Here is a 22,502-nt window from a genome sequence, read left to right as displayed (position 1 = left end):
ACACAGAAACAGGCCGTTCATCCGCCATTTTACGTTCATGGCATAACTGTTGGGCGACAGGTAGGGCGCATTAGCGATAGCGTAATGCGCCGAATGAAAGCTAACATGCGGCGGAATACGCTATCGCTATTCCGCCCTACGAGCTGGCACAGAGGGGAACAGAACCTTATTTTGCGCTCAGTGTAATAAAGCCGTCCCATTCCTGTGGCGGGTTGTTCCGATAAATCAGTGCCAAGTCCAAATAAAAGCTGGTCGGGCCATCGTGTCCATGAATATTTAGCAGTGCTTGAAAACTGACTACAGCATCTTCCCACAGGCCTTGCCGAAATGCCTTTAATCCCGAGGCGAATTGCTCGTATTTGGCATAATTAGCCATATTGCTCTCTGCCTCCTTGCCAACAATTTCCACAAGCTCTATGGGTTCATTTCGTCCAACCAAACGAAAACTACCTACTGGCCTATAAATTACATTGCTCAAGCCGATTACAACTGCTGCGGAAGCTAAAATATGCGTTCCTAAAAATTTGTTTACACCTTGAATGCGTGAAGCGGTATTTACCGTATCGCCAATAGCACGATAGTGACTACCTTCCCCTGCATCTAACCTTCCAAGTGTCATGTCACCTTCGTGTAAACCGATACGTGTGGGAAGCTGGCATGTACTTGATGTTGCATTAAACTGCTCAACCGCCAGTTCCATCTCCAGCGCAGCCAAGCAGGCTGACAGTCGCTGAGCGACAGGTAAATCGATCCATACCGCTATCATTGAATCACCGGCCACATCCGGGATGATCCCATCATGAGAACTCACCGTATGGCCCAGCACTTGGTAATACGTACTTAATAATTCCCACATTTCATGGGCAGTATGACGCGCGGCAACAGCCGTATAGCCTTCAATGTCTGTGGCAAGACAAACTCCGCTGACATCCCGTTGATATGTTAATTCTTCTGCTCCTTTTTTTGAATGCCATTGCCCCGGTGATGCTGAAACAAAGGGCAGCCATTGTGGAAACACGCGGCGGACAAAAGCTAGAATTCGCTTTCTTTCATTTAACAGATCCCGGCGCGACCATAATGAAGCAACAAACCAAGCCAGGGGCAACTGGAGCAATAACGGAACAGCCACAGGCAACCACATGCCACTTCGACTGAAGCACCATACAGCCATGCCTGCATAGATGCCGCCAGCCAACAAGCTCGCTACCATGCCAGGAAGCCCGGCAAACTCAGTCAGCAACCAACCAATCATTAATCCAAACGCCATCAACGATAACCCTGGCGGCAGCGGCGATGCAATACTACGGCCTTCGAGTAAATTGGCAAATTGCGTAGCCATAATTTCTACTCCCGCCATCTTGCCGCTGCGCGTGTCGCTGAAGGGCGTTTGAAAGTAGTCGATGTGACCGGGTGAAAACTTGCGATTGGCCTTCCCGACAAATACTACCTTGCCTGATAAGTTGGTAACTTTCCCTTCATAAACGTCGCTGTACGATTCCATGCGCAAGGTCTGCGCCGGGCCGTAGAAATCAAGGTAGCGTTTGTCTTCCAGGCAAATCACCTCATCAATAAGGCGCTCCAGACCGGATTTTGCCGGCAAGCTTATCGAAGATTTTTCTACGGCAGACAGGCATTGCCTACGCCGTTCTGTTAGCCAGACAGAAAAAGGAGGCTCGGGATGGATCTTATCTTGCAACGCTCCTGTGCGCTGAAGATAATGCATCCACGTCAGTATCGGTAAAGTCGGTGTTTCAGCAAGCGCATCAAGAAATGTCCAGCCTTCCCGAATGATGGGATCTTCCGCGTCGTTAGCCAGATAGAACGGTGCCCGATCCAATGCAGACTCGGCCAGTACCGGCGTAGGGCCGATCACGCGCATGGCAATCAATTGTTCGGAAAGCGGCTGTTGTTGCACGCCATCCTTTTGTACGAATGGCTTCTTATTACTTTCCGAACACTCCTCCCGCCCGTAAAAATCCTCAACCCCGCGCCGTAATTCTTGTACACATTCCGTCACCAGCACGTTGCCTGCTGCTCGCATGGTCGATGCCAGGTCCAGGTCATGATCGGGATGGGAAGCAATAAACTGGAGATCAAACACGATCAGCGCCGCACCCTGGCGCTGCAATTCGCGTATCAGCCGGGCATGAAAGCTGCGCCAGCGGGTTAAATCCTGACCTACCCCTAAAGCGGCTTCGGAAGTTTCATCCATGGCGACGACGACAATTTCATCAGGCGGCGTGCGCTGGCCCCGGATTCGGAATAAAGCATCCAGGCCCAGTGCTGTTTCCAGGCCGGTCAGATAATCAATGGCGCTTCCGGACAATAAGGTGATTAGGGCAATCGTGATTATCCGCAGGGAATGGCGCATTGTGCATAGGCCTTTTAGTTTAATTCACGGTTAATGCGGATTGAGAGCAATCGATTTGCTGATTAATAAAACATTTAACCCGGTTTTGACGGGTTAAATGCCGATATTATTTAAGTTAAGACCAGTGGTTGGAAATTACCGATTTTCAACCACATGGGGGCAAACCCGGTATGTTAGTAGTGCCAACTCTGGGTACGGATTTACAGCAAGAACCATCAGGTATGGGAACGTTATATACTTTATAAGAACCCATAATAGCATTATCCAATTTCACTGGAGTATTCGGATTCGCGGCAGCACACGCGCTATTTGCCATTCCTTCCCAGATTAGTTTTGTATTATTGTTTGCACAAAAACAGGCAAATCCAAGCTGACTGCCATCTAAAGTAGATGTGCCAAGAATCTGATATATGACATCTGAAGCGGTTGTTATTGTACGGTATTGCACGTTATAACCTGACACCGTACCTGCATTAACCCATCCGTTATATATCAATGCCATTGGCTCATTCTTCGGCTTAATCTGGAGTAATTTATCTTTTGGAACTACTGAATAAGGTGGAACATTGAGTTTTTCAACAGAGCGTATTCTATGTGCATCAGCGATCTCTTGACCAGGGACAACCTTGTCAATAACCGCCGCGCCTGTAAGAAAACCAACACCTATAAGACTTAAAACTATTGTTTTATTTTTTTGGATATAATTGATATTTCCAATATTTTTAGACATTCCCCCCCCTTGTTATCGATTAAAAATTAAGAACTATACGACCAAAAATCGCCCTTTGTGGAATAAACTCACTAGCATTGAAAAATATATTGCTATTTTCGAATCGACTCATGTCCTCAAACCGGTATTTTTTATTTAACAAATTTTTCCCTTCAAGGCTCACAATACCCAGCCGTTTTGGCAATCGATAGCCAATTGCCGCATCAAGCAGAAAAAAGCTACTTGACTCTTTGTTATCACCCTCTAGGTCATCTAAGCACGCTTGGTCTTGGCTTGCACACGTTCCTGTTTCCTGGTTTACATAAGTTCCAGTGAGTTTGCTGAAAAACCCGGAAGGATCGAAATATCTGAATTCTAAGGGCACACTATGAGTAAAAAACTTCCTATCAAAAGGGGCGAGTTTGTCGGGATATTTGTTGTACAGATACCGATAGCGCGTGGAGATTGAAAATCGATCCAACGGAGCCCAGTTCAGATAAATTACTGCTGAATCCTTTTTCGAAGCTAAAGTGCCTACTGATGCATTAAAAGCATCTCTTTGAAAAAGCTCTACTCCCGCAAATACTGTAGGCTGTATAACAAAATCCAGCGCTCCTCCATAAAATGAAAAAGAATAATCTGCAAAATCGTCAAAAAATTGATTAAACCCGGCTATCTGGGTCGGTTCAATGGATTGCACCGCTGCTAATGGTCTTTTCTTGCCCCTGAAGTAGGCCAATCTGAGTTTAGCTTTATCGCTGATGTCCCACATCAGACCGGCTTTCGGATATATCCGCAGCTTATCTTTTTGATTTTTTGCATGGGAAAAATCATTTGATAATCCAAGTGTTCCGGTTATTCGATGAGGCAATTTCAAATTAAGATAGGCATACTCGTTATGTCCATTACGACCGTTATTAGCCCCATCTTCCTCCGAACTTTGAGTCTGTTTTTTTTCTTTTATTGAATAGAAACTAACCCCGGTTATGACGTTATAGAACTGACCATGGCGCAGATACTGCCCTTCAATAAAATCGCTACTATTGCTAATATCCTTCACACGTTGCCCCGAAAGCTCAGGAGAAGCCCCAAATGAATCTTCATGAGTAAAAGAATCTTCATGAACATATGAAGCCAGCAAATGATCATCAGTAAATAATCTTAAATTAAGACCCGCCCGGTAAATATTTTCTCTCAGTCTATCCCGTTCCAGATATGAGTTTCCTTTCGTAATAAGATCCTGCCTAAAATCCCCCTGTTCGGTTTCCCTGTACACATATTCAAACTGGGCATTCAAGCGGTCATTAATGGCTGCCTGAAAAAAAGCATCGTAAATATCATGCCGCTGATCGGTATTATGCCGTTCTTCTTCCGATAAGTGAGGTTCAGGCGCTCTGGTAAACCCATCCGTTTGATAATGGTACTGCCCCAGGCTATAAGAAAACTTGTCAAGCAGCCCGCTCAACGTGACTTCATCGCTATAAGTGTCCATGTTGCCCACCACCCCGGACACAATCAGCTGAGGGCGATTGCGTTCGAAATTGCGGGTAAAGTCCTGGAACGATGAATTGGCCATGTCGGAAGCGCTCAGCAGGCCTCTTTGCGATACCGACAAATGCGGCTGCACCGGATTGATATTGATCGGCTGCAGCAGTTTGGCCTGCAGCAGTTCGCTGAGTTGCGCGGTTTCCCGGCTGGATTGATTGACGTAGGTATCCGACAGGAAACGATGGGCGGAATAATTGGTAGGATCGGTTTGCAGCGAACTGATCGCCTCGACCACGCCCCGTTGCTCGAAGCCAAGATTATCGTAAATACGCGCCAGACTGGCCCCGCGTGCGGCCCGGTCGGAATCCAGCAACTCCCTGGAGCGATACACCGCGCGGTTGTCATTCAAGGCCATCGCCTGCTGCAGATCCTGCAACGCTTCAACCGGCCGGTTCTCGGTCTGCTTTTTCATCGCGTCGTAAAAATATGGCGTGGGATCGTTGGGATCGCGCTCCTTGGCCAGATTAAATTGATCTTCAGCCAGCGCATTGCGTTTTTCTTCGAAATATCCCTTACCCAGATAACTGCGCAGCAAGGCATTGTTGGGATCGAGAATGGCGGCAATTTCCAGATCCTGGCGTCCTGCCGTTAAATCGCTCTGGCGGATTTTCGCCAGACCCAGGCCCAATCGCGCCAGAGGCGAGGTGGAATCCAGTCTGACCGCTTTTTCAAAGGCTTGTAACGCTTTATCCGTGTCCATGCGCCGCAAATAGGCAAATCCGGCTACGGTTTGTGTTCTTTCCAGACCGGCATCCAGCGCTAACGCTTTTTCCGCGCTTCTTTCGCTGTCAGCCAGCCTCCCCAGGGCAAGCTCCAGTTCGGATTGGCGCGCCCAGACCATCGCATCGTGCGGCGCGTATTTCACCGCCAGCTCGGCCGCCTTCAGCGCTTTGTCCAGTTCAAAGCGGCCCTGCTCCGCGTAAGACAGGGCGGAATACGCCGTGGCCGAACGGGGGTCTGAGGCAGTCGCCCGCTCTGCCAGCGCATAGGCTTCATCTTTCCGGTTTTGCGTCAGCGCCAATACGGATTGCAATGCCAACGCTTCCGCATCGTTGGGGTTGCCGGCCAGCAAGGCCTGTATATCCTGCCGGGCCAGCTCAACTCGGCCGACGGTGAGTCTTATAGCGCCGCGTATTTTGTAAAAATAGGCCGTCCGCTGTTCCGGCGGCAGCGCATCCAGCCGGGCCAGCGCCGCATCGGTTCGTCCTTGGCGGAAATCCCGTATCGCGGTGCGAAGACTGGCGTCAATGTCCGTGCCGGCATCGGGGTATGGCAGCAAAGGCGGGTAGTAAAGTGCCCACGCCACGGCATCCTGCGGCCTGATGTCGATCTGCGCCTGCGGCGCCTGTCCCCGGTAGGCCTGCGCGCCCTGCCCCGGCTCGAGACGAATGCTGCCCTGCGCATTGAAAAACCTGACCTTGCCTTCGTAAACCCATAACGAGGATTTGGCCTCATCTGCGCTGATGGCAAATTCGGTGCCTTCGGGTCCGGCATTGGCAATCGGAGTATTGATCTGCAGATGTCTGGGCGTGCGACTGATAAAATTGACAAAGCCTTTAAGCATATTCAGCAAAGTGGGCTTGTCGGGAGCAATGCCATTTAAGCTAAGTACAGTGCCTTCATCGAGACGCAAGACAATATTGTCAGGCAGCAGCAGGGAAGCCCGGCTGAAAGACGCCACCCGCACCCGACTGCCTTCGCAAATTGTTTCATTGAGTTGCGCCGCTTGCCAATGTCCCCTGTTATCAGGATCGAAAAATACATTACCCTGTAAAGAAACCAATTTTGCGGCGGGTTTATTGTTACAGTCTTTATCGGCAACTTCGCCCTCCGACCGACTTTCAGACGCAAATAAAAACAGTAATAGAGCAAGTAGATAATGCATTTTTTTTATTTTTTTAAAGAAGAAATTTCTACGCTTGTTATAAGTATTAATACTTAGCTCTATTTTTAAGTTAAATTCAAGCTAATTCAAGAAATTTAATTTTAAAAAATAATCAAGGCATTATAGATAATTATGTAACTGTCCAGAATTATTGGCTTTGAACCTGACGCCCGAATATTATAATTTCTGGAAAACATTAAACTTATACGGCGTAGCTATGAAGACAGACAAGGCAGAATCTGCCTTTAAAACCGATTATTCGAGTTTTCAATTATTAAGGCCGATAATTATCACCCTACCTTAACAAGCTTCGCGGTAGAACCTGCTACAATGCGCTTAATTGGCTTCATTGTATTATTAAGGATTCACCATGCCACAAGAAATCTTCCCGGCGCTAAAAAAAATCCATTTTCTTGCTAATCTGCCCGATGAAACACTTGAGTCTTTGGCAGCAAAAGCAAAGTCAGTCAAATTTCCAAAACAAGCAATTATTATCACGGAAAGTGACGAAACCGGCTCGCTTTATATCATTCTCTCCGGCAAAGTGCGCGTTTTTTCCAGTGATGAAAAAGGTAAGGAAGTTACGTTACTTATCCAGGAAGCCGGTACTCATTTTGGTGAATTGGCATTACTCAGTGATAAAACCAGATCTGCTTCTGTGATAGCCCTGCAAACAACCGTATGCGGTGTTATTTCTAAAGAAGATTTTATCAATTGGCTTACCCTGCACCCGGGTGCGGCGATCAGTATGTTAGGCGCCTTGTCAGAAAAAATCAGGTATTTGACTGAAAAGGTCAAACACCTGGCTTTGTCAAATGTTTATGAAAGAACCATCAAACAACTCTATGAAATGGCCCATAAAGAAGGCGATATTCTCGTTATCTACGATATGCCCAGCCAGCAAGAATTAGCCAATATGGTCGGTTCATCCAGAGAGATGATTAATAAAGTCATGCAGGAATTAACCAAAGGCGCTTATATTACAATTCAAGACAAAATACTCAGAATTGAACGCACATTGCCGGCATCCTGGTGACGATTCATATAATTTTGTTGCATTAATTTCTTTCAAACCTGGTTCGCGGCCAACCCTCGCAGACTTTCAAGTGGTCGCTGAATAAAACCGGGCTCTGTCGCAAAGTTTGTCAGGCTGGGCCGATAATTGTCCATTTTAGGAATGAAAAATTCGGATGATCAGTTTTAAAGGCATCCATTTTCCAAAGGATGTCACTCTTTACGCTGTATATTTTTATGTTTAGATTTATCTTTAAAGATATTATCAATATACATATGCATTGATCCGAAACAAACTTAATTTTTATTTAAAAATAAGCTTATTAATCTAATTAACTTGATATATAAAGTTAAAATACGTTCTCGATTTTATCCTTCCAGCAGGAATTTTCAGAATCCAATCTGAAAGTTTAAACTCTGCCAAATTTATAACCCTTAAAAATCTCAACCATTGATCGGGTTCTGTTAGTCATTCAGTCTTTGTAAGATAGTTTGAAGAAATAGATCGACGGAATCTGTGAAAAATTACACAAACAATGTGTGATTTTCTTACATAGGGCACTCGCAGAATTCAGATAAAATCCTTCGCTAAAGGCAACTTAGCCTTTATTACATCCTTGAGGAATCAACCATGAGGCCGTCGACTTGTCGTGTTTCGTCGGAAAGTTATATCTTCCTTCATTTAACTCATCGGCTAAGGATTGATGATTCTAAAAGGCTTATACAGACTGGAACAGATAAATACTCATTGAAAAGATAAATATATATTATTTAATAAATATTATATTTTCCCTATTGCATAATACCTTTGGACTCGATTGAAAAATCATAAATTCTATATTTCATGGAAAATTAAATAGAATGACGCACATTGGGATACCAGAAAAATAATCTGTCGATATACAGGCTTTGTATTCGTTTTGATGTATGAAACATAAGCCTCGTTGAGATATAGTATTTTTTATAATAAATATGATAATTTTATTTATCTAAATTTTGTTTTTGTACCAAAATAAAAATACGCATTTATACAATTTATAAAAAATAATAGGTTAAAAATGAAAAAATTTTCTCATAAAAAAATTACTCTAGTTATTGCCGCATTGGCTTTTAGCATTAATACTGTTCAGGCTGATAGTACAAAGGCTGAACCCAAGAAAGGCATATTGCCTGATAACTTCAAATCCATGATGGTTTTCATGGCAAACGGTTCCATCCCTCTGAGCGAGGCTGGACCTGAACCCGAAGAAGTAGCCTGGGATTTTCAATACAACATCATGCACCGCACTGATGCTGAAGTTGAAGAAGTCCGCCAAAAAGCCCTGCAGTTTTTCGAAGAGCAGTTTGGCATCGACGCTGATAACGATCCACGCATTTGGTTTCATCCTTACCGGGTTGAGAGAGCTTCCCATTATCGCGCTTATGTGATTTCCGGTGAGAAAATACCCTCATCAGGCTGGGAAGTGCGTGATGGCGGCTGGGAGGCACGCGTTATTGATCCTAACGGCCTGGTTTTAGGCGGCCATCTGGCGGGTCATTATGTGCCGCCCGGTACATTCTTTGTGGATGGAAACTACAACGTCCTGACTGATCAATGTGAAAAGAATCAAGGCAAGCACTGCGAAAAGAAACGGGAAATCATTCTGTCCTACCGGGCAAAGGAGCCTATGATACCGGCCGGCCCAGCAATTCCAGGAATCATCACATTTCCTATCATGTGTGAACTGGGAAGTGAAACCTTTGGAGTCGGCGTGTCTGGCGGTTTCAGCCAACCCGTCCTGACCGACGATGGCCAGACATTACAGTACAATGTGCGTAATGTTCTGACCTTTTCTGATAAAAACGGAAACTAGATTTAATATTTAATCCAGTTTTAAGCGCCTATAACAAAGTCAATCGATATTGTTTTCCGTTATTGCCAACCAATACGGTATTACAACCTCTGGTTTGTTTCCAAGCGCTTATTCCGCGCCTTAAAATTACGCAATGGGTTTTAAGGCGCATTTCCTCTCATTCGCTGATTTAGGATTAAGTCCAAACCTGCCTTTATTTTCTCGTCACCTTGAGGAATCTATTATGAATACCCCTGATGTGCGTCCCGTACAGAGGAACTCTGCGAGTTATCTTGTAGAGATGTTTGGTTTTATCAATAATCCTTTGGATGGTTTTTTGCATTCCAAAAATAAATGGGGAGACATAGTACCTCTTCCCTTGCCCGGCATACGCGCCATTCAGTTTTTTCATCCGGCTCATGTCAGCGCCATACTCAATTTGCCTCGCAAAGATGCCACGACACGTTCCATATCAGACATTATGGGCGATGGTCTGTTGACCAATAATGGGCCTGAGTGGAAAAAACATCGCCGTCTTATTTCGCCCGCATTTGCACCGCGTGTTATTGAAGGTTTTATTGATACGATGGCAGGGATCACGCATGACTGGATGGATAATACGATTACGCCTTCCGCCGATGACCTTAACATGAGTGCCGCTACATTGACGCTGACGCTGGAAATTCTGATCAGCACGGTATTCGGTTCAAAAATCCCGGTGGACAGAAATATCGTCGCCAAGGCGCTCGATGAGTATATGTACGAATTTTATCTGGACAACAGCAGCTGGCGGCGTCTGTTGCCCAAAGCCATCGTTACGCCTGGCAGGAAACGGCGTCATCTGGCAATGCGTGAACTGGAAGATATTGTTTATCAGGCCATAGCCAGGCGTAAAGAAACAGAGCCTGACAATGACCTGTTGTATCGCCTGATTCAGGCGGTTGATGAAAAAGGCGAACACCTGACCGACAAACAATTGCGCGATCATGTGCTGACAGCCATTCTGGCAGGTCATGAAACCACGGCACTGATGCTGAGTTATTCTTTATGGCTGTTGGCGCATAGACCCGAGTTTCAGAATGAATTGCGGCAGGAACTACAGGAAAAACTCGGCGGCCGTCATGCCAAAATGGATGACATGCCTGCATTGCAACGGCTGGATGCCGTTTTGAATGAAGCCATGCGCCTGTATCCGCCCGCTTATGTGGTTGCCAGAGAGGCTGAAAGCGATATGGAAATAGGCGGTTTTGCAGTCAAGAAAGGCGATCAGTTGCTGGCGCCGGCCTGGGTGATTCACCGCGATCCGCGCTGGTGGCAGGCGCCGGACGAGTTCCGTCCTGAGCGCTGGCTGAACGGCGAGACCGCCAGCCTGCCCGCCAACGCCTTCTTCCCGTTCGGCGGCGGCCCGCGCCTGTGCGTGGGCAGTTATTTTGCCAAATACGAAGGCATGGTCGTGCTGTCACTTATTCTACAACAGTTTGAAATCAGCCCTGTTCCAGGCTACAAACTGGATCTGATTCCAAGCATTACATTACGGGCACGGCAAGGCATCCGGTTGAATCTAAAGCCAATCAATAAGGATTGATAAACTAAACAGCGCAGCAGGTTAAAATTATTCAGGCATGCGTCTGTGGAAACGCAGACGCATGCCATCAACCGGTCTTAAGGTGACGCTTGCCAGCAGATTCAGTTGAGTATCATCTGCTTCACTGACTCTGCTTTGGCGCAAAATCGTCGCCAGAATAATCGCACCTTCCAGTTTGGCAAAATGGCCGCCCACGCACAGGCGCGGCCCGCCTCCGAACGGGAAGAAGGCGTTGGCAGGGAGCTTGTCCGTTTCGCCGTTCAGCCAGCGCTCTGGGCGGAATTCGCCCGGCGCCTGCCACCAGCGCGGGTCGCGGTGCACTACCCACAGCGGAACCAGCAGCTGGTCGCCCCGCTTTATGCGGAAACCCTCCATGTCGAGCTCCCTGTCGGCTTCGCGGCCAATGATGTAAGCGGGCGGATACAGACGTAACGACTCATCCAGAACAGCATTTAACAAGGGCAGTTTGGCAAAAGTATTGGCATTGAGGGGCCAGTCGGTGATATTCGCTTTCAGCTCCTCATGAACCTGCTCCTGAATTGAAGAATGCTTTGCCAGCAGCCATAAGGCATAACCAATCATTAGCGCTACCGTGTCATAACCTGCCAGGATCATGGTCAGCAATTCATCACGCAGCTGCTCATCATTGAAACTGTTGCCCTCTTCATCCTGGGCGGTCATCAGGCGATACAGAAGATCATCGCTTTCAGGCGCGGCCCGGCGCTGCGAAATGGCAGTGCGGATCAAGCCCTGCATGCCGGCAATCGCCCGGCGTCGCTGCCGTCGTCCCGGCGTGACAATGAACGGAGGCAGCCAGCGCCGCCAGCCGGTATTATCGAGGGTAAATTCGCGCATATACTGTTCAAGCAGTGACAATATGCTTTCTTTGTCAATGCTGATATTGGAACCGAAAACCGTGTGTATCAGAATATCGAAAGCCAGCCCCATCAATTCGGGCGTCACATCGATTTCCTTGCCTTCCGGGTTGAGCCTGGTAAACCAGTTTTCGGTCAGGCGGCACATATCGTCAATATACGTAGTGATGGCTTTGGGCCCCAGCGGACGGGCAATGATGCGCCGCCGCCAGTGCCAGTCGTCCTCCTGATTGGTCAGCAGGCCTTTGCCCAGCAGGTCTTTCAGAGACTTGGTCGCCATCTGATCCCGATTGGGTATTTTCAGTACCATGCCGACCTGCTGGGGGTGGGTAATTTGAAAAGCCCGCAAACCGGGAATAGGCAGAGGAACCACATCCCCCCAGCGTTGCTGGTAAACCTCAAAGCCTGACAAGGGATTTTCAAGCAGCAGCCCCAGTTCGGAAAAGTACTGCCGAAGTGTTCTGCGCACTGTTTGCGGTTGAGTATTCATGGTTACTTAAGAAACGGTTGAATTTGGAGTACCGATAAGATACGTGATGCCTATGGGAGAGCCGGGAATTGCCTGCGTATTGATATCCCAGGAAAACGTCTCCTGCGCCGGAATGCGGCCGATTATTTCGCGCAGCTCTTCAGGCGTGTAGGTGCGCAGCATGGAGACGGTCCCGTCCCACAGGCCGACCATCGGCAGGATGGGGACCAGATAGGTAAAAAACAGACGCGGCCAGCGAAAGGGCTTGACGAAGGGCATTAACAGCAGCATGAACAGCGGCATGGTCAGCATAAACAAACTGCCACGCAGGCGGTGGTCGGAACCCTCAATGACCACGATGGCCTGTCTGGTGTTGACGGCATCGGCAAGAATCGCCTGCACCTGTTCAGGGTGAAAGTGATGCAGGGCGCTGATGATGGTGCGCACGCCTTTCAGCGATGAGGGTACGTTCATCGCATCCACCCGTTCCGGATGAAAGCGAATGCGGCCGCCGGACTGTTCCAGCGTGTAGCGAAAGGCTTTTTCATTGGGAAAAAAATCGCTCAGGAGAATTTGCACCTCGCCGGTTTTTGCCAGTTCCGTCTCCAGCGTCAACCAGGGGCCGGCGCCGCCGGCGCACAGATCTATGATCTGGCTGGTGCCCATCTTATTCAGCGTGTCACGCAATTTGGGCGCCATAAGATTGAAGTTTTTGTGGCTGTCTATCATGAATCGCAGCCAGTCCGTAGCCCCGTCACGCAAAACCTGCGGCCACCAGTTCAAGTCGACTGTTTCAAACAGATGAAATCTGCGCATTATTGTTCTTCCTGTTCATTTAAGGCGTCGTGCATTTCTATATCGCACCATCGTAATAATCCGGCAACGCACATGTGGCCGTCATGGCGCCACATCATGCTGGGCTCCGCCATGCGCCCCGGCTGGCAAATGCGGCTCGCGCCCATTAGCGCCGCCCTTCTTGCCAGAACCGACAGTTCAGGCTCATCAACGCCCAAGGCGAGATTTTGCAGAAATTCGCCATAAGGCCGCAGTGCTTTCAGTGCCTGTTCAAGACTGTCCACGGGAATAAGCCCGATATAACGGTTCCCTGACAGGCTGTGTTCAGCCAGATCTTTTTCAATCGCTACAGTCCAGTTCAGCGCGGGATCCTGCCATAAGCCGCTACCGACATCGGTAACGGTTGCTTTCCAGGCTTGCGCCGCGCGCTGCAATTGCAGGGTTTGGGCATCCTTGAGCCTTAATTTGCCCAGCGGATATTGTTTTGCGTAAGCCTGCATGGCACGGCTGAGCTCATCGCCCAGCTGATGAACGGCTGCACTGTCGCCTTCCACGAAATAAACCTGCGGAGCGATGCAGGCATGTTGATTGAATGTGCCCACATCCTCGGCGATACGCTCGGCAATGAGCGGAGCGCCCAGGCGGGCGAGATAATCATGCCCCAAGAGACCCGCAGAAAATTTATGGCCGTGCTCCAGATAAATGCGATTATCGCGGGCCAGTTCGCGCACCGAACGGCAGGCTTCGATGCTGCCATAAGCGATGACGGCATCTGCCTGAGACAGAACGGTTTGCAGCAGTTCGCGCTCATGGCGTTCCCAGTAAGTGACCAGCAACGCATCGCCTATACGCGCGTCCTCTTCGGCGAGGCTTTCGGCGAAACGGGCGGCAAAAGTAGGTTCCCCGCTGGCCACCTTGGCGATGATGGCCGACTTGGCCAGCAAGGCCCTGACCATAGACAGGGCCGGCAGGCCCGGCACATTGCCGGTAAAGATCGCCAGCGTAATTTCAGGGCCTATTGCGTAAGTGCGTCCCGGCAGTCTGGCATCGGCCACAAAACCATCCAGTGCCGCCGCATCGCCCAGCTCGCGATATAACACCCGCCACAGGGAATCAGCCCGATAATTTTTCAATTCGACATCGAAGCTTCTGTCGACCACTTCCGGGGAAAAGCCCGTAGCTTCAACGACGGCTGCGCGTGCCGCCTGTCGCACTGGCCAGTTTCGGTCGCACCACTTGGCCGTGACTTTATCGATAGTCTCAACGATATGGGCAATGGGAATGCTGCGCAATACGGCCGCCGACTCTCTAAGCCCGTCAGCGATGCCGTCCCAGTGCTCGCCCAAAGGCCTGGCGCATCGCCAGGGCTGTCCGCCCTGGTCATTGGTGATATTGGCATTGAAGGTGTCCAGTTGCTTGGCGTCTACCCAGGCAGGTATCCAGGAGATATTACGATTAGTAGGCATAAGTTAGAATTTGATACTTTCCAGAGACAAAGAACAGCCGCGGGCTTGCCCGCGCTCCACACGACCGATAATGGCTATGCCGTCCCCGGATGCCAGCCCCAGGTCGCCGGTCAGTATCCGATGGGGACGGTCGATGATGCACGCGTCCATGATTTCAACAAGTCCCTCGCCCTGGCCGCGGTAGTCCAGCGTATAACTGTCCCTGATCCGCGCTTGCAGAAACGGCAGATTATGTTTGGGACGTTCGTCGAGCGGGCCTATTTCGCGACAATTGGCATCATAGAGCTGACTGGCCAGTTCGGTCATGCCGAAGACATTCAGGGCATGTTCGGCAGGGATGCCGAATGTTTTGGTAATGCCTGATCTCAGCTCGCCAGCCCTGACGGCACGGGAACGTCCCTTAAAGCCCCCGCCGTCCAGCGTCCTTGAGCCTCTGGGCAATTGCCATGACCAGCCGAATTTTTCCAGCGCATCACAGATGTTTACAAACGCGAACGAGCCGCCCAACAGAACCACCGGTTGATCATCGCTGACCGCCTGGTCCAGAATGGCGCGCAAACGCTCGAAATCGACGCCGTTGCCGGTAATTACCGAGGCGCTACGGGCCCTGTCGCCGAAAGTCGTAGCGATCAGTTCCATGCCATAAGCCATGATCATCTCGGGCGCCTGCGCGACAGTCGGCACGAAACGGATGATGACAGGTCTGTCCAGCTCCTGAATAAGATGCCGTCTAGCGTTTTCGATGATGGAAAGGTCCATCAGTTTCAGCCCCAAGGGAGAATAACAGGCGACTCCCCTATCGGCGCCGCTGGTGCCGCTGGTGCGGAAAATCCTGGCCGCAGGCTGGTCCGGGAAATAGTAGACACTGCCGTTTTTAAAGGCGGAATCCGGTATGCCCAAGCGGCAGCCGGCTTTCTGCCAGTAGTCGGCAAGTTGAGGCAGATTGCTTAAGGCAAGCTCCTCCAAGGCCTGTCCGACAGGTTCCCTATTAGTGGTTTCGCCTAAAATAAGGGCTGCTATCTGGTCAGCCAGATTTTGTACAAACGAATCGTTATAGCGGTACATAACAGGTCCTAATGGAATCCAGCCGTTCGAAAAAATTGAACAGGACTATTTTGTTTAAACGGATAAGTCAGCTTCAGCAATAGCATCTTTTAAGCGATTAATATTGATAAGTTTTTGTTTTTCGCAAATTTCAAAGGCAGTGGTTGTGAACCAGTTATGCCCTGTAATCATATGCAAGCTCTGATCCAGAAAACTTTTGCGGTCCATGCCCGTTTCCCTTCTCAATTGTTCAGCTATCGTAAAATAATCCTCATGCCCAAAAAGACTCAAGTCCGCATCCAGAAGATATCTGGATAAGTGATTAAAAGGCACGCGCGATAATCCGTTGCCGTCATGCAGACAGGCCGTTGATAAAATCATGCTCTGTACCGTATCAATATCGGCTTTCGTATAAACGCCGGCCGCCTTCATCGCTTCTGCCGCCATTGCGGCACCGATGGGTTCATTATCCACTCTGGTCTGAATATAGCCGGCATCATGATAAGCGGCGGCAATAGCCAGCAGTTCCAGCTCTCCGGGCTTAAGTCCATCGCATTCGGCAAAGCGCAATGCTGCAGTCAGAACATGAAGCGTGTGTTGCAGCGAGTGATAATACAGGTCAGCAGGCAACTCGGCGGACAAGCGTGCCAGTATGTCAGCAATTATCGGATGCTGTAAAAATTCAGTTACAAGCGCTGTCTCTGTCATCATATCGGCTTTAACCGTCTAGCCAGCAACACCAGATCAAGCCAGGCTTTCTGCATCATGCGTTTCTGTTTCATATTCCTGCAATTCCCCGTTTTCAAACATGGCCTTGGTTTTGCGCCGCTGTACTTTGCCGCTGGAGGTCAGGGCCAGAGCGCCTGATTTTAAGACGACGACATGACTGATACGCAGACCCAGGCCTTTCTCGACGGCCTCGATCAAAGCATGTTTAAAAGCCTCGATATTTTTATAGTTATTGGGTTCGACGCACAGTATCAGGCATTCCTGACCATTGCGCATGACGCTGAAAGCCACCACTTTATTAGGACGAAGTCCTTCAGCCTGTGCAGCTATCCACTCGATGTCCTGCGGATAGTAATTGACGCCGTGAATGATGACCAGGTCCTTGAGCCGTCCGCAGACATAAAGCTCACTCTCGGCGATATAGCCCAGATCGCCGGTGTGCAGCCAGCCGTCCTGATAGCTTTCCAGGGTGGCATCCGGATTTCGATAATAGCCCTGTGTGACGCTTTTGCCGGAAAAACAGATCTCTCCCACCTGGCGTTCAGGCAAAGTCTGACCGGCCGAGTTGACGATTTTAAGGCCGTGCTCTGGGATGACGTGCCCGCAGCTGATCATTTCCGCAACCTGCCCGCTGCCGGCCTGGGCCGGTAAGGCTTCGCCGCTGCGCAAGGCTTTGGCATCGACGAGATCGGTGATGATCGGCGTATCGATCGTGTGAAAAGAAATGCCTACCGTCGCTTCGGCCATGCCATAGCAAGGCATCAAGGCCGTCGCACGCAGCCCTGCCGGCGCGAAACAGGCAGAAAATTGGCGCAGGACCTTCGGGTTTATCGGCTCCGAGCCGCACCCGGCCGCGCGCAGACGGCTTAAATCCATATCGATTAAATGCCGCTCACGGGTCAGCCGGCTGGCGATATCAAAAGCAAAATTAGGCGCAAACGTGATGGACGCGCGGTATTTGGATATCGCCATCATCCAGCACCAAGGCTGTCTGGCAAAGCGCTCGGTGGGCAGCAGCACAGCCGGCAAATCGACCACCAAAGGCCCCAGGCCAAAACACATCAGTCCCATATCGTGGTAGAACGGGACCCAGCCCAGGGTAATATCATCATCGCGCTTTTTCAGGCTGCCTTTGCTGCCAAGAAAGGCTCTGGCATTGGCGATGACATTCTCGTGACTGACCATAGCCCCTTTAGGCATCGAAGTGCTGCCGGAAGTGAATTGCAGAAAGCAAAGATCGCTGCCGTGCATTTTGGGCGGATTGAAAGCGCCGCCTTCCGTTGACAGCAAGGTCTCGATGGTCAGCAGGGCCGGATTCACCGTTTCCCTGCTCGCCTCGCTCAGCCCCTGCCTTAAAAAAGCCTCATCCGCCGCCATGCACAGCAACATACGGGCATCGGCAGCCTGAATGATATGGCTGAGCGTAGTGAAGTAGCTGTGCCTGCTGCGTGTCGTGGCACTAAAATTCGAGGACATGGGCACCGGCACGGCACCGGCCAACAGGGTGCCGAGGAAGCCGAGCATGAAATATTCCTGCTCGGCAATCACCAGGGCGATGCGGTCGCCTTTCTTGACGCCCATAAACTGTAGATTGGCGGCAATCCGTTGTGCCTGTTGCCGCAGCAAATGCCAGGGATAGTAATGCTCTTCATTTTGTGGGGTGATAAAACGCATGCCGCGAGCCTCTTCAGGCGGCAGTGCGAACAAAATATCGGCAATGGTTTCACTCATAAACGTAAACCGGCTTTTTCATAAATGGATGATTGATAATTCGGCATAGGTGACTACTTAGTTTAGCGCCATCAGTCCAGAATGGTAACAGTGCCTGAATGGCCATCGACTCTGATCATCATGCCGGATTTGAGCATTTGGGTCAGTTTCGGTATTTGCACGATCGTGGGCAAACCCACTTCTCTTGCGACAATCGCCGCATGAGTCAGCGGGCTGCCTCGCTCTATCAGCAGAGCATCGGCAAAGGGGAACACGGCCACCCAGCCCGGATCCGTGCGATAAGCGGCCAGGATGCCCCCCGTGAATTCGCCGGGCTCCTGCACGATCTGCACGCGTCCCTCAACAAAACCGGGAGAACAGGGCGTGCCGCGCAGTTCGCGGCTGTCATCATCGGCTGCATGCGATTCATGTTGTTCGCTGTCCGTATTTGACCATTTCTGCAGCCAGCCCAACACGGAGCCGAAGGTGACAAAACGCGGGGGCAAGGCTTTCATTGTGCGATAAATGTCCATATCCGCCTTGCGCTGGAGAATTAAAGGTTTTATTTCGCGCGTTGAAATCGTGCCTTCAAAGCAGCCTTTCAATTCTTCAAGGCGCAGATAAAAAATATCCCGGCGGTCCTCAAACAGTCCGTGACGGGCAAAATCATTGCCTATGGCCCGGTACATGTTTCTGAAGACGCCGAAGGTTCTGGAACGGCAGAAGCGTACGGTTTCCCGTGCCTGAATGGCAGACTGGACTTTGCCCAATACGATATTGAACAGAAGGCGCTGCACGGGATTCAAGCCCTTATCAAGCAGCGCTTTCAGATCTCGCTCATGCGCCGCCGATGCATTCTGCTCTCTGGCGCCGGTGGCCAGCGCTACTTTAAGCATGTCGAACAAGACGCCGGGCTCTTCGCGCAAATCGGGCTCTTCCAGTTTCAGCTCATTGTTGCTGCGATAACCGTAGGCGGCAATGTAAGCATCCACTTTGGCCAGAAACGCATCGGCCCCTGCCTCAGCCAGAGCCTGACTGCATTGCTTTGCCGGCGTTTGACCGATAATCCGCTCCCACTCGGGATTCTGTCTGGCATGACTGGCCAATTCAGCCATCTCTAATGCCGGTCCCATGGATTCCATATCGTGAATGCCGCCGATAACAGCGACTTCCAGCCAGTCAGGCGCATCAGGCAGCCAGCGGCGGATGAGGAGTCTTAACAAGCCATAGGGCAAGCCGATGGATGATTCCAGCGAAATCATGATGCCCCAGCGGGCGATGATCGCCTGCTCGAACTGCTTGCTATAGGCATAGATCCGGTCGGCAGGCAGTTCCCTGTAGTCAATGGCATTGAACGTTTCATACAGCCGGTAAAACGCCGCGCGAAACTTGCGCACCTGCCTTTTGAGCGTGAAAAAGTACCAGAAAAACATCAGACCGCTCAAAGCGCGAATCCACAGGTATTCCAGGCGGGAATCGGTCTGGTAGGGCTTGATTTTTTCCTGGCAGGCGGCCAGATCCAGGGATTCGTCCAATCCCATCTGGACTTCCAGCATCTTGTGGCCGAGGTTATAAAACGGGCTGGTGCCGACCAACTTGTACCAGTGCAGCAAGTTGTAATAGGCCCGCCCGTTCATGTAGCCCAGCACCGAGCCGAGGAAACCGTCCATTTCCTTGAGCTGTTTTTCGGGAATGCGCAATAAGCGGCAATACTCCCGAAACACTTTCGAATACAGGTTTTGCGTGAACGTAAAGGTCAGAGGGCTGACGATACCGGGATAGTTTTCGATGATGTTGGAATTATCCCAAATCTGAAAATCGCCTTTCGGCTCCTCTTTAAAAGCCGTGACCGGTCTGGCCTGTAGTATCCACAGACGGCCTTCCTGCAGACACCATTCAATGTCTTGCGGCGCTTTGAAATTTTGTTCGATTTGTTTGGCTGATACACATATAGCCTGTATGTTTTCGCTGCTAAGGGACAATTGTTGCTGGGCTTCGGCCGGAACATCGCTGATGTTGCCGTTCGGTCCTACCTGTTGGGCTTTTTCCCCGATCACCTGGCTGATCAGGGCGCCATTGCGTTTGTCGACAACGACCGTGTCCGCGTCCACCAGCCCCGAAACCAGCCCCTCTCCCAAACCGTAAACCGCGCTGATGACCAACTCGTCGGCGCTGCCGCTGGCGGGATTGACGGTGAACACCACGCCGCTGAGATCAGCCGTGATCAGCCGCTGCAGAATGACGGCAATATCAACATTGGCAAAGCCCAGATTATGGCGATGACGGTACAGCAACGAGCGTTCCGAATACACCGACGCCCAGCATTTCTGCACATGCAGCAGGATGTCATCCAAACCTTCGATGCCCAGATAAGTATCAAACTGACCGGCAAAGGAAAAGTCGTTGCCGTCCTCCTCTTTTCCAGAAGAGCGAATGGCGACAGGCCCCTCCCCTAACGAGGTCAGGGCATTCTTAACCAGAGTACCGACCGTTTCGGGCAGTGGCGTAGACAGTACGGTATTTTGAATTTGAGCGGCAATGTCAGCGGCATTGTCCGCATTGAAATTCTGCAAAAGCCCCGCGATCACCTTATCGATACCTGCCGTTTCCCGGTAGCATTTAAAGACATCTGTGCCCAGAATGATCCAGGGCGGCACAGAGACCCCGTTGTTCCCCAGCAAGTAAAGGGATTTCCCCTTGTTGCCGGCCAATCGCTCAATATCTTCGAAACCGCTTTCTGAGGTCAGCGGTTTAATTGCGCCATATTCCATAAAATGTCCCGTTTTAACCTATATTTGAAGCCAGTAGATCCCGGGCCTCTTCGGCGGAACCTCGTCCGCCCACCGCACTGGCTGGAAAACGTGCGTTCAAGTGGGCTGCCAGATTAATCCAGTCATAGCCATACATAACCGTTTCACCCCAGCCCGAAGCGGTATCAAAACTTGCCGGAAACTGCTCATCGCCGCCCAGTTGCCGCAGTTCTCTGACAATCCGTTCGGCAAGTTCGAACAGTTCCTGCCCTTGTTCCCTGGAATGAATGGACTCGGTTTCAATGCGCTCAATAGCGTCAACCAGAGACGGGTTTAACGGCAGCAAACGCAAGGTTTCGAGAATCGCTTCTTCCAGCGGGGGTTGCGGCGTGATGCCATGCCCCGCCAAAGCCACCATGCAGGCCGTTTGCACCATGCGCTGCAAAGTATATTGCAGTACCCGCAGCTGGCCGCTGCGCAATGCCCCCTCCGAGTCCTCGCGGGAGTTTTCCACACCTATATTGGCCCAGGTCAATTCAACGCCGGCTTCTGCCAGACGGCGGGCAGGAATCGGCAATAGCTGAATATCGGTCGAGCCATTGGCAGACAGACGCGCCCCATCAACCGATATCAAAGCCGCTTTATCCGCCAGCAACGGACATGAAGTTCCTAATTGCCGTGCCCGAATTTCGCCCTCGCCTTCCCAGCACAGGGCGATCAGGCCGGAGCGGCTGAAATCGGCCAGATAATTGTTAGCTTCTGTCGTTGCCAGAGCACCTCGCTTGTCACTGGCTATCTGTATGCAGGGCGTATTCCAGATAATCCTGCGCCATATCCGGGCAGGTGCGTCGCCTATCCGAAATATGTCTTCATCACGCAGAATATGCAGATGTTTGCCTATTTGCCAGGTACTCACACCGGCACAGCTGTCAGCAAGCACTTTTTCAAAATTCAGATCAACGCCGGGGACAGCAAATTCCTCAAGCAGGGCAATACCTTTATGCAAATATTCTGTAGCATTGCCGCCCTTCGATTTTTCGGTATAAAAATCCCAAAGGCGTTGCACCAGTCTTTTGTCGATCCGCGCGCGATCCAGCTGCAACGACAACCATTTGGAGCCCAGATAGCGCTCGCCGCGCTTGGCAACAAAACTTTTGGCCGCGTGAAAGACCGAAGTTTTTATCCATGCCCGGGCATAATCGCCCTGTTCCAGCGCCAGCATGGCCACTGCGTAGCGCCCGGTCTGTCGGGAAAAATCCTCGAACCACAGCGCGACCGCCTGGCCCAATGCCTCCTTGCCCAAAAGGTCCTGCAGCGATTTGATATAGGCTTCGTTTTCAATAGGCAGGCAGCCGATAAACCGCTGGCAACGTTCCAGCTGGTTCCAGGATATCTGCGCCACGGCCTCGATACCTGTATCTACGGCTTCTTTTAACTGCAGCAGTTCACGCTGCAGGCGCTCCCTGCTTAACAGTCGCACCTCAACTCGGCGATTTTCGATAAACAGGATATAAGGCATGGTTGCCATTTCCGTGCCGTCATCAATAATGGCGACAAAATCGATATCTGAACGCTCATTGCCAAATCCTTCGGCAATGGAGCCTTCAAGAAAGACCGCCGATGGCTGCCGCTGGCCAAGCTGAGCGTATAAATGCTGGCGGGATTGTTCCCAAAGCTGCAGCAGAAACGAATGATCAAGCGACATCAGCATTCTCCTTGA

At 50.5% G+C, this 22,502-nt stretch carries 14 protein-coding genes; 3 read left to right on the top strand and 11 right to left on the bottom strand.

The features are described 5' to 3' along the window. Positions 1-166: 166 nt before the first annotated feature. From METLU_RS0121695 to METLU_RS26165, 3 genes are all read right to left on the bottom strand, one after another. Positions 167-2,371 carry a CHASE2 domain-containing protein gene (locus tag METLU_RS0121695; RefSeq protein WP_051300122.1) on the bottom strand — a complete coding sequence of 735 codons (2,205 nt, stop codon included), beginning with the start codon at positions 2,369-2,371 and terminating at the stop codon, positions 167-169. A gap of 145 nt (positions 2,372-2,516) precedes the next feature. Further along, complete coding sequence (locus METLU_RS0121690; RefSeq protein ID WP_027160042.1) at positions 2,517-3,101, bottom strand: hypothetical protein; 585 nt, start codon at positions 3,099-3,101, stop codon at positions 2,517-2,519. 19 nt (positions 3,102-3,120) lie between these two features. Further along, complete coding sequence (locus METLU_RS26165) at positions 3,121-6,513, bottom strand: tetratricopeptide repeat protein (RefSeq protein WP_051300120.1); 3,393 nt, start codon at positions 6,511-6,513, stop codon at positions 3,121-3,123. Between the two features lie 370 nt (positions 6,514-6,883). On the opposite strand from METLU_RS26165, the gene METLU_RS0121680 reads away from it, so the two are divergent. From METLU_RS0121680 to METLU_RS0121670, 3 genes are all read left to right on the top strand, one after another. Beyond that, positions 6,884-7,549, top strand: coding sequence for a Crp/Fnr family transcriptional regulator (locus METLU_RS0121680; RefSeq protein ID WP_027160041.1), 666 nt, complete (start codon positions 6,884-6,886; stop codon positions 7,547-7,549). 1,036 nt (positions 7,550-8,585) lie between these two features. After that, positions 8,586-9,380, top strand: a complete 795-nt coding sequence (locus METLU_RS0121675; RefSeq protein ID WP_027160040.1) for a hypothetical protein — start codon at positions 8,586-8,588, stop codon at positions 9,378-9,380. A gap of 223 nt (positions 9,381-9,603) precedes the next feature. Beyond that, positions 9,604-10,944, top strand: a complete 1,341-nt coding sequence (locus tag METLU_RS0121670; protein WP_196806582.1) for a cytochrome P450 — start codon at positions 9,604-9,606, stop codon at positions 10,942-10,944. Between the two features lie 27 nt (positions 10,945-10,971). Here the strand turns inward: METLU_RS0121670 and METLU_RS0121665 are convergent, their stop codons facing one another. The 8 genes from METLU_RS0121665 to METLU_RS0121630 form a co-directional block, all read right to left on the bottom strand. Next, positions 10,972-12,309 (bottom strand): cytochrome P450, encoded by a 1,338-nt coding sequence (locus METLU_RS0121665; protein ID WP_036243382.1) that lies wholly within the window; start codon positions 12,307-12,309, stop codon positions 10,972-10,974. 6 nt (positions 12,310-12,315) lie between these two features. Continuing rightward, positions 12,316-13,104, bottom strand: coding sequence for a class I SAM-dependent methyltransferase (locus METLU_RS0121660; RefSeq protein ID WP_027160037.1), 789 nt, complete (start codon positions 13,102-13,104; stop codon positions 12,316-12,318). Then, the gene (locus tag METLU_RS26160) at positions 13,104-14,549 is read right to left on the bottom strand and encodes an acyl-CoA reductase (protein ID WP_051300118.1); all 1,446 of its coding nucleotides are present in this window, start codon (positions 14,547-14,549) and stop codon (positions 13,104-13,106) included. The genes METLU_RS0121660 and METLU_RS26160 overlap by 1 nt, the downstream gene beginning before the upstream one ends. 3 nt (positions 14,550-14,552) lie before the next feature. After that, complete coding sequence (locus tag METLU_RS0121650) at positions 14,553-15,614, bottom strand: LuxE/PaaK family acyltransferase (RefSeq protein ID WP_036243379.1); 1,062 nt, start codon at positions 15,612-15,614, stop codon at positions 14,553-14,555. A gap of 54 nt (positions 15,615-15,668) precedes the next feature. Further along, the gene (locus METLU_RS0121645) at positions 15,669-16,304 is read right to left on the bottom strand and encodes an HD domain-containing protein (RefSeq protein ID WP_081679168.1); all 636 of its coding nucleotides are present in this window, start codon (positions 16,302-16,304) and stop codon (positions 15,669-15,671) included. Positions 16,305-16,337: 33 nt separating this feature from the next. Beyond that, positions 16,338-18,053 (bottom strand): fatty acyl-AMP ligase, encoded by a 1,716-nt coding sequence (locus METLU_RS26155; protein WP_051300116.1) that lies wholly within the window; start codon positions 18,051-18,053, stop codon positions 16,338-16,340. A gap of 71 nt (positions 18,054-18,124) precedes the next feature. Beyond that, positions 18,125-20,803: a phosphoenolpyruvate synthase gene (locus METLU_RS0121635; RefSeq protein ID WP_051300114.1), complete on the bottom strand. Its 2,679-nt coding sequence runs from the start codon at positions 20,801-20,803 to the stop codon at positions 18,125-18,127. A 13-nt stretch (positions 20,804-20,816) separates the two neighbouring features. After that, positions 20,817-22,487 (bottom strand): nucleotidyltransferase domain-containing protein, encoded by a 1,671-nt coding sequence (locus METLU_RS0121630; protein WP_027160033.1) that lies wholly within the window; start codon positions 22,485-22,487, stop codon positions 20,817-20,819. Positions 22,488-22,502 lie beyond the last annotated feature (15 nt).

The organism is Methylobacter luteus IMV-B-3098, from assembly GCF_000427625.1.
GTDB classification, from domain to species: domain Bacteria; phylum Pseudomonadota; class Gammaproteobacteria; order Methylococcales; family Methylomonadaceae; genus Methylobacter; species Methylobacter luteus.
This window is presented reverse-complemented; position numbering and strand designations above follow the sequence as displayed.

Coding starts and splice junctions, on each gene's coding strand:
- METLU_RS0121635 (WP_051300114.1), bottom strand. CDS start 20,803: ATGGAATATGGCGCAATTAAACCGCTGACCTCAGAAAGCGGTTTCGAA.
- METLU_RS0121675 (WP_027160040.1), top strand. CDS start 8,586: ATGAAAAAATTTTCTCATAAAAAAATTACTCTAGTTATTGCCGCATTG.
- METLU_RS0121695 (WP_051300122.1), bottom strand. CDS start 2,371: ATGCGCCATTCCCTGCGGATAATCACGATTGCCCTAATCACCTTATTG.
- METLU_RS0121665 (WP_036243382.1), bottom strand. CDS start 12,309: ATGAATACTCAACCGCAAACAGTGCGCAGAACACTTCGGCAGTACTTT.
- METLU_RS0121650 (WP_036243379.1), bottom strand. CDS start 15,614: ATGTACCGCTATAACGATTCGTTTGTACAAAATCTGGCTGACCAGATA.
- METLU_RS0121645 (WP_081679168.1), bottom strand. CDS start 16,304: ATGATGACAGAGACAGCGCTTGTAACTGAATTTTTACAGCATCCGATA.
- METLU_RS0121630 (WP_027160033.1), bottom strand. CDS start 22,487: ATGTCGCTTGATCATTCGTTTCTGCTGCAGCTTTGGGAACAATCCCGC.
- METLU_RS0121680 (WP_027160041.1), top strand. CDS start 6,884: ATGCCACAAGAAATCTTCCCGGCGCTAAAAAAAATCCATTTTCTTGCT.
- METLU_RS0121690 (WP_027160042.1), bottom strand. CDS start 3,101: ATGTCTAAAAATATTGGAAATATCAATTATATCCAAAAAAATAAAACA.
- METLU_RS26165 (WP_051300120.1), bottom strand. CDS start 6,513: ATGCATTATCTACTTGCTCTATTACTGTTTTTATTTGCGTCTGAAAGT.
- METLU_RS0121660 (WP_027160037.1), bottom strand. CDS start 13,104: ATGCGCAGATTTCATCTGTTTGAAACAGTCGACTTGAACTGGTGGCCG.
- METLU_RS0121670 (WP_196806582.1), top strand. CDS start 9,604: ATGAATACCCCTGATGTGCGTCCCGTACAGAGGAACTCTGCGAGTTAT.
- METLU_RS26160 (WP_051300118.1), bottom strand. CDS start 14,549: ATGCCTACTAATCGTAATATCTCCTGGATACCTGCCTGGGTAGACGCC.
- METLU_RS26155 (WP_051300116.1), bottom strand. CDS start 18,053: ATGAGTGAAACCATTGCCGATATTTTGTTCGCACTGCCGCCTGAAGAG.